This window comes from Prochlorococcus sp. MIT2308 (assembly GCF_059772345.1).
The window spans coordinates 1771161-1786203 of sequence record NZ_CM186283.1; the positions used below are offsets into that span (position 1 = coordinate 1771161).

Sequence of the window (15043 nt, forward strand, 5' to 3'; positions counted from 1 at the left end):
TGGCAATGACAAAAACTAACTCACAAAAAAATATATTTTCATCTGATGATGCTTTGGCTTTTTGGATCCCTAAGAGGAAAGAGGAACAAGCAATTAATAGAAGATCTCATCTTAATAAGATCACTCAAGTTGACGAGATTTGGGAACTATTAAAACTTCAGATAGGGGAGGTATTGGCGGTTGATTCACCACATACTTTCCACCCAGAAAGCTTTACATATGAAGAACTTGCAGACAATATTTCTATGGCAGCATCTGCTTTTTCTCAGATCGGAGTAGAACCTGATGAGGTGGTAGCTCTTTTTGCCGAAAATAGTCCTAGATGGCTCATCGCCGATCAAGGTCTTATGCGAATAGGTGCAACTGACTCTGTTAGAGGTGCGACTGCTCCACCAAGTGAACTTAGATATATTCTTGAAGACTCAAATGCGGTTGGATTGATTGTTCAAAATTCCGATGTATGGGAAAGACTTTCGCTTAATGATGATCAAATCAATAGTTTGAAATTTGTTCTTCAACTTGAGGGTAAAGCTTGTGAAGGCGTTTTTGAATGGGAGACTTTTTTGAAGAAAGGATTGAATATAGAAAATGTAAGCAAACAGGAGAAAATAATTGATAGGCAAACAAAAAAAATAGCAACCATTTTATATACTTCTGGAACGACTGGTAAACCTAAAGGAGTTCCACTAACACATTCTAATTTATTACATCAAATTAGGTCTCTTGCTTGCGTAGCGAACCCTTCTCCAGGCGCGCCTGTATTAAGTGTCTTACCAATTTGGCATTCATATGAACGTAGTGCAGAATATTATTTTTTTTCTTGTGGTTGTACTCAAACATATACATCAATTAGGCATCTTAAGGAAGATTTGCCAAAGGTTAAGCCAATATTAATGGCAACAGTTCCAAGGCTTTGGGAGTCAATAAAGTTAGGGTTTGAGGATGCTGTGGATAAAATGCCGAGACTGAGAAAGACCTTGATAAAAAGTGCGATTTCTAATAGTAAGGCATATAAATTGGCACGAAGAAAACTTTATTTTTTAACTATTGATAGGGTTTCTAGTTTTGAACAAATTATCTCTTGTATAGAGATAATTTTACGGTACCCCATTCATAGAATTTCATCTATTTATTTATGGCCAAAAATCCTTACCAAGATTTGTGGAGGAAAATTGAGATTCCCAATTAGTGGTGGAGGTGCAATTGCTCCGCATATTGATTCTTTCTTTGAAGCTTTAGGTGTTGAATTATTAGTTGGTTATGGCTTAACAGAAACTAGTCCAGTCCTCACATGTAGAAGGCCTTGGAGAAATATACGTGGGGGTGCAGGTCAACCATTGCCAGAGACTGAGATAAAAATAGTAGATCCTGAAACATTCCAAATAAAAAAACTGCGTCAAAAAGGTTTGGTTCTTGCTCGTGGTCCTCAAATAATGTCTGGTTATCTAGGGAAACCATCCGAATCGAAGAAGGTTTTAGATGCTACCGGTTGGTTTAATACTGGAGATTTAGGGATGTTGCTTGCTGATGGATCCTTAATCCTGACTGGAAGAGCAAAAGATACGATTGTGCTAAGTAGTGGAGAAAATATTGAGCCTGGACCTTTGGAGGAATGTTTGATTGCTAGTCCATTGATTGAGCAGGCTTTGCTATTGGGTCAAGATCAAAAATATCTTGCTGCTTTGATTGTTCCAAGAATTGATCACGTAAAAGAATGGCTGGCAGAAAGGAGTGTGAATTCAAAAGTTGTTCTTGGAATATCTTCTGAAAATTATGAATTAAGACAACTTCTAAAATTGGAAATGAATCAAGCACTGGCAAATCGTCTCGGATCTAGAAGAGAAGAGAGATTATTTTCAATTGTCTTGGTAGAGCCATTTACAATAGAAAATGGCTTGTTAACGCAAACTCTTAAGCAAAAACGTGAAAAAATTATCCAACGTGATTTGAAACTTATAAATGAAATATACGGTTTGTAATTTGTTTGTTTGGCCAATTAAATTGACCAATACTATGTTTTACTGAGACTCTATGGGTCGAATCATGATTTATTGATCAGGTGGACTCAATTTCTATAAAACGTTCAATAACTGTTAGAGCAGTTGTAACACCTTCATGGAAAGAGGAGGCTGAACGTGAATTAAGTAATGCAATATCAGCAATAGATCAGCAACTTGGTGAATTAGAAAAAGAAGGACAACAAATTGTTGATGGTATTAGACGTCAGAGCGCTAATCCCCTTGACCCAAGAGTTCAAGAGCAAGTCGCTCAAGTGCAGAACCAAGTTGCTTCTAAGAGATCAGAATTTGAAGAACAAAAAAGAAATCTTCTGTCACAGCAATCTCAAGTTCGTGAGTTGGAGATGGAACAAATCGTCGAGCAAGGACAAATTGACAGCTTTTGTGATTTAAAAGTTGGTGATAACTTAGTCAGTAAAATGGGTGTGAGTATTTTGGTCAGAGATGGGGTAGTAGAGGCAATTGATCAAGATTGAAATTTGGTCGAACTACAATTAATCCAAAAATAATTTTTGATATTAAGAAGAAATCCACATAAAAAAAACTATCGTTGTAAGGACACTCATGTAGAACTAACATTGGTATGTATTGATACTTGCAAAGCTTCTAGATAGAAAATTTTGAAGCCTTGCTACAAACTCTCCATAAAGGAAATAGGAACAAATTATGGCCACTCATGACATCTTTATGCCTGCTTTAAGTTCAACTATGACTGAGGGCAAAATAGTTGAGTGGCTAAAAAAACCTGGAGATAAAGTTGAAAGAGGTGAGTCAGTTTTAGTTGTTGAGTCAGATAAAGCTGATATGGATGTTGAGTCTTTCCAAGATGGCTTTCTTGCTTCGATTGTGATGCCTGCAGGCAGCTCTGCACCTGTTGGAGAGACAATTGGATTGATCGTTGAGACAGCTGATGAGATCGCTGCAGCTCAAGCAGATGCACCTTCTCCTTCCACTCAATCAGCTAGTCAAGAAAAAGAGAGTTCATCCCCTCAAGTTCAAGAAAAACAAGCCTCTGTTGACTCTCCTAAAGCGACAGTAGTTACAAAGGCATCTCCTGCACCTCTTGTTTCAGAATCCTCTGTAAATCAGGATCAGTTTTTAAATGATGGTCGAATTGTCGCTTCCCCAAGAGCCAAAAAACTTGCCTCTCAAATGGGAGTGGATTTGGCAACTGTTAGGGGCTCCGGACCCCATGGACGAATACAAGCTGAGGATGTTCAAAGTGCAAAAGGGCAACCCATAAGCGTTCCTTGGATTGCAGAAAGTAATGCTCCAGCGAAAATCGTTTCTGACGTGCCTCGCATAGAAAAGAAATCTATTGACTCTGGTAAGCCACCTGCACCAGGGAAAAGTTTTGGATCTAGAGGGGAAACAATTGCATTCAATACTCTTCAACAAGCTGTAAATCGGAACATGGAGGAAAGTTTGAATACTCCTTGTTTCAGAGTCGGATACTCAATTCTTACTGATGAATTGGATGATCTTTATAAACAAGTTAAACCGAATGGAGTAACTATGACTGCTCTACTTGCTAAAGCAGTTGGCTTAACGCTGGCTAGACACCCCCAGGTGAATGCGGCTTTTAGTTCTGAGGGGATTGCCTATCCTTCACAAATAAATGTAGCCGTTGCAGTTGCGATGGAGGACGGAGGGTTGATAACTCCAGTGCTGCAAAATGCTGATAAGACGAGCCTTGCTGATTTATCCCTGCAATGGGCTGATCTTGTTAAGCGTGCGAGGAATAAGCAATTAGAACCGCAAGAATATAGCAGTGGAACGTTTACACTCTCGAATCTAGGTATGTTTGGTGTGGATCGTTTTGATGCAATTCTGCCCCCAGGGACTGGAGCAATTTTAGCGGTAGGAGCTTCATTGTCTAAAGTTGTTGCTTCTAAAGATGGTTCAATTTCAATCAAAAAGCAGATGCAAGTAAATCTCACCGCTGATCATAGAGTGATCTATGGAGCTGATGGAGCATTATTCCTGAAGGATTTGGCATACTTAATCGAAAAGAAACCTTATAGCCTCTCGTCTTGAGATTTAATTAGTTGAGCCACAAGTTATTTTTTCTTACTTTAATTTGATTTGATGTGTTAGATCAAAAAGATAATCTTTTAAGCTCATATAACTATGATCTACCAAATGACTTAATTGCTCAATCACCTACTAAGAGTAGGCATGATGCCAAATTGATGATTGTTAAAGATGGCCTCGATGATTCTTTAAACCTTGTACATGCAAAGGTATGGGACATAAAGGATATCTTGAAGCCTGCCGATCTTTTAGTTGTTAATAATACGCGAGTTGTTAAAGCAAGATTGAAAATTCGATTGTCAGGAGGAGGGGCAGGTGAATTATTGCTAATGGAACCGAGGGGTGATGGACGATGGCTTTGTCTTGGTCGTCCTGCTAGGCGTATGAGAGGAGGTGATCAATTGTGGTTGGATACGTCACCAGATAATTCTTTAATTTTGAAAGTTATTGATAAGGATGAGAGAACAGGCGGAAGGATTATTCAATTTTCAAATGAGTTTACTAGTTGGACGGAAATGGAAAATTTACTTGAATTATGTGGAGAAATCCCATTGCCTCCATATATAGATAAGGACAAATCTAGTTGTCATGAGGAAAGCTATCAGACTAGATTTGCTTCGAAACCAGGAGCCATAGCTGCTCCCACAGCGGGATTACATCTAAGTGATGAACTTATAGAAAATTTAAAAACAAGAGGTATTAAAATTGCTCAAATTACTTTGCATGTCGGCTTAGGAACTTTTAGACCATTAGAGAAAGAAGATCTATCTCAGTTGCATTTACATAGTGAGTGGATAGAGGTTACTGAAGAGACCATCAAAGCGATAACTAATTGTCAGAAGGATGGGGGGAAAGTCTTTGCTGTTGGCACTACAAGTGTGAGAGCCCTCGAGGCTGCTTACCTTTCAGGAAGAGGAACTTTGAAGCCGTATGAGGGTAAAGTGGATTTGGTAATTAAACCAGGATTTAAATTTTCCGTCATTGATGGATTGCTCACTAATTTCCACCTACCTAAAAGTTCTCTATTACTTTTAGTTAGCGCTTTAATTGGTCGAAAACGTATGTTGAAACTTTATAAGCATGCTGTTCATAACAAATATCGATTTTTCTCTTATGGAGACGCGATGTTGATAACACCGGAGTCGGTTATATAAACTCAAAAGTCAAGCTAATGATGGTTCTTTAATAACGCCTGTAGGAACATTCTCAAACATTACGGATGAGATATATCTTTCGGCAAGGTCAGGTAGAACTACAACGATTGTCTTTCCTGAGAACTCTTCTCTTTCGGCCAGCCTGCAAGCTACAGCCGCAGCAGCACCACATGATATACCAACTAGTAGACCTTCTTCTTGTGCTAAACGTAATGCCATTGCAATAGACTCATCATTGGAGACTTGCTCAACTTGATCGACTACGGATAAGTCAAGATTTTTAGGAATAAAACCAGCCCCAATGCCTTGAATTTTGTGAGGTCCTGGTTTTACTTCTTCTCCATTAAGAGTTTGTGTTATTACTGGGCTATGAGTGGGCTCTACGGCAACAGATAATAATGAATGATTTTTTTCTTGTTTTATGTAACGAGAAACACCTGTTATTGTGCCACCGGTCCCGACGCCAGAGACCAAAACATCAATTTGACCATCGGTATCATCCCAAATTTCAGGACCTGTTGTTTTGAAATGTATTTCTGGATTAGCTGGATTATCAAATTGTCCTGGCATGAAGTATTTTTGAGGGTCGCCATCTGCTATTTCTTTCGCTTTCGCGATGGCGCCAGGCATTCCTTTTGCTGCTTCAGTAAGTATTAATTCAGCTCCAAGAACAGCCATCATCCTGCGACGTTCAATTGACATGGATTCAGGCATCGTGAGAATTAACTTGTAACCTCGCGCAGCAGCTGTATAAGCAAGGGCTATACCAGTATTTCCAGATGTGGGTTCAATAATGACTTTATCTTTGTTGAGCAAACCTTTCTTTTCAGCATCCCAGATCATATTTGCTCCAATTCTGCATTTGACGCTGTAGGCAGGGTTACGGCCTTCTATTTTTGCAAGTATTGTCGCTTTTGCATTTTTTGTGATCGAATTAAGTTTGACTAATGGTGTATGACCAATAGCAAAACTATTGTCTTCATAGATTCTTGACATTTTTAAATGACTTAATTAACTAATACTCTAAATCTATATAAAAAATTCGCTAATTGGTTATTTAGACAATCTTTGTTAGTGATTTTTTTATATTACTGAATTAAATCTTGACCATAATTCATCTTCATTTTCTAGCCCTACTGACACTCTTAATAAGTGTTCCGAGACCCCATAACTTTCAGCCCATTTCAATTCTTTATAGTGAGCTAACTGAACATAGGGACAAACCAATGTAAAATTTGTACCTAAACTTGGTCCTTTGTTTACTCTTAATGAATCATAAACTCTTTTTGATTCTTCAATCCCTCCTTTAAGTTCAAATGATAATAGACATCCATAACCACCTCCTTTCTTTAATAGTGAATTGAAATTTTTGCAATATTGAGGATGTAAGACCTTTGAAATTTCTTTTTTTGTTTCTAATTTTTCTTTGAGCTTTAAGCAAGATATATTTAATCTTTGTAAGCGATCCTTTACGTCTCGACTGGTTTTTTCTAACTCGATAGCATCTGAATCAGATAGAGTGGATAACGCAACTTCAGGAATTATCTCAGCTAATTCTTTTTTCCATTTGGAGTAAGGACTTACGACAGTACTGCCAGCAAGAATATCTCCTCTTCCAGCGAAGCTTTTTGTAAGTGAACTAAAAACAACATCTGCATAAGGAGTTAGATGAACATTTAGAGATGAACCGATTGTATCGTCAACGATGATTGGTATATTTTTATCTTGAGCTAATTTAGAAATAGATATGAGATCAACGCATTGTAATAATGGGTTGCTAGGGATCTCTATGATTAATGCAGCTGGATTTTTTTTAACTAGCTCTTCTTTTATATGGCTTAATTTTGTTTTTACGATGAGATCGCTTCCTTGGAAAATGATCTGAGGCAGTTTAAGTACATCAACATATGGAAAGCCTATTTGAAGCGTCGAAGAAGTTCCTTTAATACAATTTATTGCTGAAAGAATAGTCGTTAAGGCAGCCATGCCTGAACGATGTAGTCGTATTAGACTTTTATCACAATTATATATATTTGCTAATCGCTTAAGAATCTCTTCTCGTGCGTAATGACCTTCAGAAATGGAGGGTTTTTTTTCTTTCCCAAGGGCAATTGCCGCTTCACGTGACGACAGCCCAAGACCAGTGTGTTGCCAGAAGGCTTTTGCAGCAAGATCACTTCTTTGGTCAACAATTAGACAGGAAATACCAAGAAAATCTTTTATTTTTGAAAAACAATCAGAATCTTTCAGAAGACAATATTTTTGTGCACTTAAAGCAGAGGCGCTATTGGGATAAGGCCAGCTACTTTGATGAGATTCATTATGAAATAAAAGTGATTTCCTTGCTAGCTCAGCAACAAAAGGATTAAATCCGAATCTAGGGTAGATTGCTTTTAATGAATTTATGCAGGCTGGAACCTTTTCTTCGTAGGCGATGACATCTTCCCATCTTGGTAAGGCAACAGATACAGCATGTGGCCGACTAGGAAGAGGCTCCCCTAAGTCTTTGGCACTCCAGCAAGGGTCATTAAGTAAATTTCGTTCAGTCAAGAGATGTTCCCTAATGCTTGATTTAAATCAGCACTTAGATCCTCAATATCTTCACATCCTACGGAAAATCGAATAAGTGAATCAGTAATACCAATCTTTAATTTTGTTTCTTGGGGAACTGAAGCGTGGGTCATTGTCGCAGGGTGGCAAACAAGGCTTTCAATTCCTCCGAGACTCTCTGCCATTTTGAAATAACGAAGATTTTTGCAAAATGTATAAGTTTGGGCTTGAGATGCTTTCAAAGTGGCAGTAACAACTGCTCCTCCCAAAGCCATTTGCCTTTGTGCTAATTCACGTTGTGGATGATCACTTCTAAAGGGATATCTAACTAACTTTACTGCTGGATTATTGGCTAATTGATTAGCTATTTTAGATGCATTATTGATTTGTTTTTCTAAGCGGAGTGGAAGAGTTTTGATCCCTCTAGTAATAAGCCAGCAATCAAAAGGAGAAGGATTTAAGCCAAGAGCTTTTTGGGCGAAATTTAGCTTGTCTCTCCATACTTTACTCTCGGTGCATACCGCACCCCCAAGTGCATCTGAGTGACCATTGATATACTTGGTCGTGCTAGTCAGAGACAAGGTCGCTCCAAGCTTAAGAGGCCTTTGTAATAGAGGAGTTGCAAAAGTGTTGTCTACAACAACAGGAATTTGCAGTTTATTTGAGAACTGACAAATTTCTTCAATATTAATGATTTTAAGGAGTGGGTTAGTCGGACTTTCGATCCAAATCATCGCGGGTTTGTGATTTGAAATGACTTCTTGAAAATTGGATTTCGTAAAGTCTATCCATTGAGTTTTTAATCCAAAGCGATTAAAAACTTGTTCAAATAATCTCACCGTGCACCCATAAAGGTTCTCCTCACAAAGTATTAAGTCTCCAGCCTTAAGAGAGGAAACTATTGCTGTAATTGCAGCGACTCCAGAACTAAATACACTCGCGAACTGACATTCTTCCAGATCAGACAAAACTGATTCAAGAATTCGAAAATTTGGATTTCCTGAACGGGTGTAGTCAAAACCACCTTGATTGCCATGTGCGAACGTTGAGGTTGGGAAGATCGGAGGCATTATTGATCCTGTCTCTCCAGAAAAATTTTCTTTGTGATGAATGACTTTTGTGTTTACTCCAGTGCTGAACTCCTTGCCTCTTTTTTTTACTGATCCCATATCCTTTGAGTTGTTTTTCTATAGGCTATAGAAAAACATGAAAAAGCCCCTAAAAAAAGGGGCTCTATAATTAAATTTAATGAGAAAGAAGCTATGTATAGCCCTATACCTTTCTTGAGTAATACTCAACAACTAACAATTCATTAATTTCAATAGCAACCCATTCCCTATCCGTTTTTGCAGATATCTTTGCCGAGAGTTTTGTTTTATCTAGTTCAAGGTGTGGAGGAACATTAGCAAGACCTGGAAATTCTAAGTTAGCTTGAGCCAATTGCTTACTAGCTTTGTTATCTCGAATAGCAATGACATCTCCAGCCTTGCATTGGTAACTTGCAATGTCAGTGATCTTGCCATTAACAGTTACATGTCCATGGTTTACTAGTTGTCTTGCACCTGGGATGGTAGGTCCAAATCCAATTCTAAAACAAACATTATCAAGTCTATTTTCCAGAAGCTTCAAGAGATTTGTTCCTGTGGAACCTTCCTGAGCACGAGCTTTTTTTACATAACGAACAAGCTGGCGTTCGGAAATACCATAGTTGAATCGAAGTTTTTGCTTTTCTTCGAGTCGGATCGCGTATTCAGAGCGCTTGCGACGGGCTTGGCCGTGCTGACCTGGGGGATGAGACCTTTTTGCGGCCTTCCGGGTGAGACCAGGTAGGTCTCCCAAGCGTCGCGTGATCCTCAAGCGAGGTCCGCGGTATCTAGACATAGGGGTTTAATTTGGAAACGTTTGCTGGAAAGGGTAACCTGGAAGTAAATCCATTGGCACCTTATTCTCCAGTCTTTTATTCTATATAAAGATGCTCACAAAGATCAATAAAACAATAGCAGTTGTTTTTGTTGGTTTAATTTCCTTTTATCAAAAGTGGATTTCACCATTGTTTGGACCCAGTTGTCGATTTATCCCTAGTTGCAGTGCTTATGGGATAGAAGCTGTTAACAAGCATGGTCCTTGGAGAGGTGGATGGCTGACTTTAAAAAGGTTAAGCAAATGTCATCCTTTTACTCCTTGTGGGTGTGACCCGGTTCCAGACAAATGAACTCAGAGGTATTAATTCTATATACACGTAAAGGGTGCTGCTTGTGTCAAACACTTGAAGAAAAATTGTCTAATATATCTTTAGAAAATTTAAAACCTTCTGTAGTGCTTTCCATTATTGATATAGATTGTGAAAAAGTGTCTTCAGATATTCAAATTAAGTATACAAACGAAGTTCCAGTAATTGTTCTTGACTCAGCTAGTCTATCGAAAAAGATTGAATTACCTAGGGTTTCTCCCCGTTTAAAGGAAGAAATGCTTTTATCTTGGATACAAAAGAATTTGAATATTTTTTACCAAACAGCTTAAGGAAATAATCAACTCCTATTTTTATTAAACTACTTTGTTAATTTCCAAGAGATAAACATAATTTATTGTTTTTATAGATAAAGTTATTTTATAAAAAAGATTGAATTTATTTTTAATTACTGAATCATAAGTAGATTTATTTTGTTGTGAAATTTATGTAGATCTTTTTATACTTGAACTGATCCTTCATTGATTTTTCATCATCAGAGGTTTGTTTTGTCGCGTTATTTGCACACTTTATTGAAGGCAATTGATTTTCAAGTCCCTTCAGGCTTAGCGAATCCAGAAATAAAAAATCTTTCATTTGATTCTAGGGCAATCAAAAAAGGTGATTTGTTTTTAGGTTTAAAAGGTGAAAAAGTTGATGGAGGGATTTATTGGGCAAAAGCTATTGAGAGAGGTGCTTGTGCAGCCATTATCAGTAGAAAAGCATCTATTTTGAATCCACCAACTAATGAAGACCCAGTAGTTATTATCCCGGATCCTGTATCACTGTTTATGGGAAAATTGGCTGCAGATTTTTGGGGTAAACCATCTAGTGAGATTTGTTTAATAGGCGTTACTGGTACTAACGGTAAAACGACTACATCATTTTTAATTGAGTTTTTGACTGCTTCTCTTGGCTATCCATCCGCCTTGTTTGGAACGTTAATTAATCGATGGCCTAACCATGAGGAAACTTCAAAATACACAACTACTTTTGCGGTCCCTTTGCAGGCTCAACTTAGTAAGGCTGTTCAGGCAGGGGTTCAATATGCAGTAATGGAGGTAAGTTCACATGCTTTGTCTCAGAATAGAGTTGCTGGTTGTGATTTTAGTGGAGCAATATTTACAAATCTTTCAAGGGACCATCTAGATTATCACGATTCAATGAAATCTTATTTTGAGGCTAAAGCTAGTTTGTTTCGATCACATTTAATAGAAGACGATTGCCCTAGATCCGTAGTTAATATTGACGATAAATGGGGAGCATTATTAGCAAAAGAGTTAAATAAAAAATGTTGGACATGTTCATTAAAGGAGAATTCTCAAACCAGAGAGAAGCCAGATTTATATATAAGTAATCTTCAAATTATGCAAGATGGATGTGAAGGGAAATTGCATACGCCCTATGGGGTAGAGAAATTCTTTTCACCACTTGTTGGTGATTTTAATTTAATGAATATTCTTCAAGCAGTAGGAGTCCTAGTTCAAAGGGGATTCCCTTTAAATGAACTTTTGGCAGCTTTGAAGAAGTTCCCTGGAGTACCAGGGAGAATGGAGCTGATAAATATGGATGGATTTAAAGTCAAAGAAGGCTATCCACTAGTGATAGTGGATTATGCACATACGCCGGATGGATTGCAAAATGCTTTAATCGCATCGAGATCATTGACGAAAAAAAAATTAATCTGTGTTTTTGGTTGTGGTGGTAATAGAGATAAAGGTAAAAGATCTGAGATGGGGGAAGTTGCTTCTAAGCTTGCAGATCATATAGTTGTGACATCTGATAATCCTCGGCAAGAAGACCCAATCGAAATCATTAAAGATATTGAAAAAGGTATAACTGTTGATTCTGAAATTTCTGTTGAGCCAGATAGAGCCATAGCAATTCAATTAGCCATAGAAAAAGCCAAGAAAAACGATATTGTTTTAATCGCAGGGAAAGGTCATGAAGACTATCAAATTCTAAAAGATCAGACAATTCATTTTGACGATCGTGAACAAGCTAGAAAAGCATTATCTTTAAAAAACAATTCATATTGATTATTTAGTAGAGATGAAATTCTTTAAGCCAAAGACTAGGTTATCGATCTCTTGTAGATCTGTTGTCACATGAACGCAAGCACGAAGCCATTTAGGATCTTCGAGAACTCTTATCCATAAATTCTCTTGACCAAGATAATTGACAACCTCTTCAGGAGAATCATTTCCATTAATTGTAAAACTTATAATTCCTGAAGGTGGAGGACTATTTAAAACAAGTTTAATTTTTTTGATTTGGTTTAGTTTTTCCCACAGGATAGCGCTGAGACTTTTAATTTTACAAAAGCGTTCCGTCTCATTACCTTCATCCCTTAGCATTATTAGAGAGCTCCTCAGACCTGCCAAAAGAGGTACACAAGAAGTTGCTATCTCAAAACGTCTACCATCAGAATGAAAAGGAGTTTTATTATCGACATATATTCCTTCTTCAGTTGTTAAGCTTTTCCAACCTATTAATGTTGGACTTGACTCTTCTAAAACTCTCTTTGAAAGAGCAACAGCTCCAAGCCCCTCAGGCCCGTAAGCCCATTTATGTCCTGTAAATGCATAGATGTCGGCATTGTCACAAGCACCTTTTATTGGTATGTGACAAAAACTTTGAGCAGCATCAACTAATAAATAAGGTTTACTTGAATGTTCTTTAAGTCTTTTGGAAATAAGTTCAATTGGCATGATTTGTCCTGTATTCCAAAGAAGATGTGAGAGAACGACGAGCTTTGTATTCTTTTGCAGATGTTCATCTATTAATCCAACTACTCTTTTATACGTCTCATCTTTCTTGTCGTTACCATTGCATAGTTTTGATACGGGTAGTATTGTGATTGTTAGATTTTTTTTTCGAGCTAGTTCTTTGCATGCCGCGACTATCCCCGGGTGTTCGCAATCGCTAAGCAACAAGTTATCCCCATCAATAAATGGCAGTCCTAGTAGAGGTAAGATGCATCCAGAGGTGACATTTTCAGTAAATGCAATTCTCTTGGGATTTATAGCGCACATCTCTGCTATAAGATTTTTTGTGGTTATGACCTCTTTCGTAATGTATGGCCAAACATTATTTGTGAATGGACCTAAATTTTGAATTGTTTGCCAACTCGAAGTTATGGCACTTAATGATTGAGTTGGGAGTGGGCCTTGACCTCCATAATTGAAGTAGTCTTTATTTTGCAAAGCGGGCATATTATCTCTGAACAATACTGGTGCCATATTTTTTTTTCTTTAAGTTGTGGTAATTAAGAATACTTTTTTTTTGCTAACTTACCAATTTGATTATGTTATCTAGCGATGTTAACCTTAATGGCTAACTTCCTAAAGGACATTGTGGAGTAATTTAAATCAAAAAATATGTTATTCAAGTATGATGGTTCTTTGTTTTTTAATTAGTTTATGAATATCAAAAAAGAAAAAAAAATCAAAGCTCAAGAATGGGTGATTATGTTTGATGGGCAAATAAAAAAAAGTGAGAAAGAGATTGATGCTCATGAGCACCATTTAGAAGTGAACAATCAAAAAAGCGAATAGTGATTAGCTTTTGCTTGGATCTGGCAAATAGTGAAAATGATATTTCTGTTGAACTTTAAAATTTCTTTCTATGAAAAGTGTCTCGCTTTTTATAGTTTTTCATATTAAGATTAAAACAACTTGAGTCTCAATATGAAAATCGATTTTGGCCCCATAACTTTTAGCAGGATTGCTAGCATCCTTTTGATATTAGGTTTTTTCGGCCTTTTAGCTTATAATTCCACTCTTTAATGTAGTCTTAAATAATAAGATCGTTAGAAAGACAAAAACTAGATTTTTTACTATTAGATATTGGCTTTTATAATGTTTATTATTATATTTATCTAACTAAATACAATAATAGGACAATTGAGATAGTTTCCGTTTGTGGCTCTCGATGTCGGAACTCGTACAGTAGAATTCAGAAAATAATGATTACGAATGGAAACTTCAACTACTGATCCAACCTTATTAATGCTTATAGGGGGGATAGTTGTTCTACTTGCTGGCTCAGTAGCATATGGCGTATATTCAACATTCGGTTCAGGCTCAAAAGAGCTTCGAGATACCATTGATGAGCACGCAAAAATGCATGAACTTGGAATTGCTCATGGACATGGTGGAAGTTCAGAAGCCTATGAGATGTCAGGAAAACTTCAAAAAGATCAAATTTCCTAAATTTAAGATACAACTTTTCTATTTTGATAAATATTCACTTATTTAAATTTACTCTCAAATAACAAAGTCCTGGGATGTAATATTGAAGTTATAATTTTGCTAAATTAAAAATTTTGTACGAGGGAGATATCTACTTAATCAAAGAATTTTTAATTCATCCATACTCATGTTAATAAGTGTAATAACTGGATTTGCAGCTGGAGCTGTGCATGTAGTTAGTGGTGCTGATCATATGGTCGCAATGGCTCCGTCATCTATTCGAAAACCCAAAGTGGCATTAATTGATGGTCTGGCATGGGGGGTCGGACACTCTGCGGGGGTTTTAATCCTCTCAATACTTGGGATTTTGGCTAAGGATTTAATAGATATTGAATTAATGTCTTCATATGCAGAGTTTCTTGTTGGTATAAGCCTTTTAATTGTGGGGTTTCTAGCTATTAGGACTTCCTTAAAAGCAAACATTCATATGCATCAGCATATGCATGGAGAACAAAAAACTCATAAACATTTTCATTTCCATTCTCCTGGAAATAAGTTTCGGGGAAGTCATACTCATGCCGCAACGGGTTTAGGTGTTTTGCACGGCTTCGCTGGGGCTAGTCATTTGGTGGCGGTTATTCCCGCATTGGCTCTACCTTTGCTTGGAGCTGTTGCTTATCTATTTTCATATTTACTTGGATCAGTTTTTGCAATGGGATGCGTTGTTTTGGGTATATCTTTTGCTACTAGTAAAGCGAATAAAATGTTTTATCCTTTCTTGATGAGATCAATAGGAGCACTATCAATAGTGACGGGAATATTTTGGCTTCAAAAGACTTCGATTCTGACTTTTTAAAAGTCTTTTTT

15 protein-coding genes are annotated in these 15043 nt (G+C 37.2%); 10 read left to right on the plus strand and 5 right to left on the minus strand.

Features of this window, described 5'->3' with window-relative positions; genetic code table 11:
• Positions 1-5 precede the first annotated feature (5 nt).
• The 4 genes from AC6EIW_RS10130 (at position 6) to queA (ending at position 5206) form a co-directional block, all read left to right on the plus strand.
• Positions 6-1979, plus strand: a complete 1974-nt coding sequence (locus tag AC6EIW_RS10130) for an AMP-binding protein (RefSeq protein WP_498520486.1) — start codon at positions 6-8, stop codon at positions 1977-1979.
• 80 nt (positions 1980-2059) lie between these two features.
• A complete protein-coding gene (locus AC6EIW_RS10135; RefSeq protein ID WP_011294371.1) occupies positions 2060-2494 on the plus strand; it encodes a YlqD family protein in 435 nt (144 codons plus the stop codon).
• Positions 2495-2684: 190 nt separating this feature from the next.
• Positions 2685-4055 carry a dihydrolipoamide acetyltransferase family protein gene (locus AC6EIW_RS10140; protein WP_498520487.1) on the plus strand — a complete coding sequence of 457 codons (1371 nt, stop codon included), beginning with the start codon at positions 2685-2687 and terminating at the stop codon, positions 4053-4055.
• 53 nt (positions 4056-4108) lie between these two features.
• On the plus strand, positions 4109-5206 hold the full coding sequence (queA, locus tag AC6EIW_RS10145) for a tRNA preQ1(34) S-adenosylmethionine ribosyltransferase-isomerase QueA (RefSeq protein WP_498520488.1): 1098 nt from the start codon (positions 4109-4111) through the stop codon (positions 5204-5206).
• A 9-nt stretch (positions 5207-5215) separates the two neighbouring features.
• Here the strand turns inward: queA and cysK are convergent, their stop codons facing one another.
• The 4 genes from cysK to rpsD all read right to left on the minus strand — a co-directional run bounded on the left by cysK (position 5216) and on the right by rpsD (position 9637).
• A complete protein-coding gene (gene cysK, locus AC6EIW_RS10150; RefSeq protein WP_498520489.1) occupies positions 5216-6202 on the minus strand; it encodes a cysteine synthase A in 987 nt (328 codons plus the stop codon).
• A gap of 87 nt (positions 6203-6289) precedes the next feature.
• Positions 6290-7756, minus strand: coding sequence for a PLP-dependent transferase (locus AC6EIW_RS10155; protein WP_498520490.1), 1467 nt, complete (start codon positions 7754-7756; stop codon positions 6290-6292).
• The gene (locus AC6EIW_RS10160) at positions 7753-8925 is read right to left on the minus strand and encodes a trans-sulfuration enzyme family protein (RefSeq protein ID WP_498520491.1); all 1173 of its coding nucleotides are present in this window, start codon (positions 8923-8925) and stop codon (positions 7753-7755) included. The genes AC6EIW_RS10155 and AC6EIW_RS10160 overlap by 4 nt, the downstream gene beginning before the upstream one ends.
• 103 nt (positions 8926-9028) lie before the next feature.
• On the minus strand, positions 9029-9637 hold the full coding sequence (gene rpsD / locus AC6EIW_RS10165; RefSeq protein WP_498520492.1) for a 30S ribosomal protein S4: 609 nt from the start codon (positions 9635-9637) through the stop codon (positions 9029-9031).
• 91 nt (positions 9638-9728) lie between these two features.
• On the opposite strand from rpsD, the gene yidD reads away from it, so the two are divergent.
• The 3 genes from yidD to AC6EIW_RS10180 all read left to right on the plus strand — a co-directional run bounded on the left by yidD (position 9729) and on the right by AC6EIW_RS10180 (position 12022).
• Complete coding sequence (yidD, locus tag AC6EIW_RS10170; protein ID WP_498520493.1) at positions 9729-9968, plus strand: membrane protein insertion efficiency factor YidD; 240 nt, start codon at positions 9729-9731, stop codon at positions 9966-9968.
• Positions 9965-10276 (plus strand): glutaredoxin family protein, encoded by a 312-nt coding sequence (locus AC6EIW_RS10175; protein WP_498520494.1) that lies wholly within the window; start codon positions 9965-9967, stop codon positions 10274-10276. Before yidD ends, AC6EIW_RS10175 begins: the two co-directional genes overlap by 4 nt.
• 216 nt (positions 10277-10492) lie before the next feature.
• Positions 10493-12022 (plus strand): UDP-N-acetylmuramoyl-L-alanyl-D-glutamate--2,6-diaminopimelate ligase, encoded by a 1530-nt coding sequence (locus AC6EIW_RS10180; protein ID WP_498520495.1) that lies wholly within the window; start codon positions 10493-10495, stop codon positions 12020-12022.
• Here the strand turns inward: AC6EIW_RS10180 and AC6EIW_RS10185 are convergent, their stop codons facing one another.
• Positions 12023-13225 (minus strand): aminotransferase class V-fold PLP-dependent enzyme, encoded by a 1203-nt coding sequence (locus AC6EIW_RS10185; protein ID WP_498520496.1) that lies wholly within the window; start codon positions 13223-13225, stop codon positions 12023-12025.
• Between the two features lie 180 nt (positions 13226-13405).
• On the opposite strand from AC6EIW_RS10185, the gene AC6EIW_RS10190 reads away from it, so the two are divergent.
• From AC6EIW_RS10190 to AC6EIW_RS10200, 3 genes are all read left to right on the plus strand, one after another.
• Positions 13406-13540, plus strand: coding sequence for a hypothetical protein (locus AC6EIW_RS10190; protein WP_498520497.1), 135 nt, complete (start codon positions 13406-13408; stop codon positions 13538-13540).
• Between the two features lie 420 nt (positions 13541-13960).
• A complete protein-coding gene (gene psbN / locus AC6EIW_RS10195; RefSeq protein WP_225866589.1) occupies positions 13961-14197 on the plus strand; it encodes a photosystem II reaction center protein PsbN in 237 nt (78 codons plus the stop codon).
• Positions 14198-14363: 166 nt separating this feature from the next.
• Entirely contained in the window at positions 14364-15032 is a 669-nt protein-coding gene (locus AC6EIW_RS10200) for a hydantoin utilization protein A (protein WP_498520498.1), read from the plus strand.
• The last annotated feature ends 11 nt before the right edge of the window (positions 15033-15043 follow it).

What these genes read in the sequence shown, in the direction of transcription:
- AC6EIW_RS10130 (WP_498520486.1), top strand. Translation starts at nt 6, where the DNA reads ATGACAAAAACTAACTCACAAAAAAATATATTTTCATCTGATGATGCT.
- AC6EIW_RS10140 (WP_498520487.1), top strand. Translation starts at nt 2,685, where the DNA reads ATGGCCACTCATGACATCTTTATGCCTGCTTTAAGTTCAACTATGACT.
- cysK (WP_498520489.1), bottom strand. Translation starts at nt 6,202, where the DNA reads ATGTCAAGAATCTATGAAGACAATAGTTTTGCTATTGGTCATACACCA.
- AC6EIW_RS10160 (WP_498520491.1), bottom strand. Translation starts at nt 8,925, where the DNA reads ATGGGATCAGTAAAAAAAAGAGGCAAGGAGTTCAGCACTGGAGTAAAC.
- rpsD (WP_498520492.1), bottom strand. Translation starts at nt 9,637, where the DNA reads ATGTCTAGATACCGCGGACCTCGCTTGAGGATCACGCGACGCTTGGGA.
- yidD (WP_498520493.1), top strand. Translation starts at nt 9,729, where the DNA reads ATGCTCACAAAGATCAATAAAACAATAGCAGTTGTTTTTGTTGGTTTA.
- AC6EIW_RS10175 (WP_498520494.1), top strand. Translation starts at nt 9,965, where the DNA reads ATGAACTCAGAGGTATTAATTCTATATACACGTAAAGGGTGCTGCTTG.
- AC6EIW_RS10185 (WP_498520496.1), bottom strand. Translation starts at nt 13,225, where the DNA reads ATGGCACCAGTATTGTTCAGAGATAATATGCCCGCTTTGCAAAATAAA.
- AC6EIW_RS10190 (WP_498520497.1), top strand. Translation starts at nt 13,406, where the DNA reads ATGAATATCAAAAAAGAAAAAAAAATCAAAGCTCAAGAATGGGTGATT.
- psbN (WP_225866589.1), top strand. Translation starts at nt 13,961, where the DNA reads ATGGAAACTTCAACTACTGATCCAACCTTATTAATGCTTATAGGGGGG.
- AC6EIW_RS10200 (WP_498520498.1), top strand. Translation starts at nt 14,364, where the DNA reads ATGTTAATAAGTGTAATAACTGGATTTGCAGCTGGAGCTGTGCATGTA.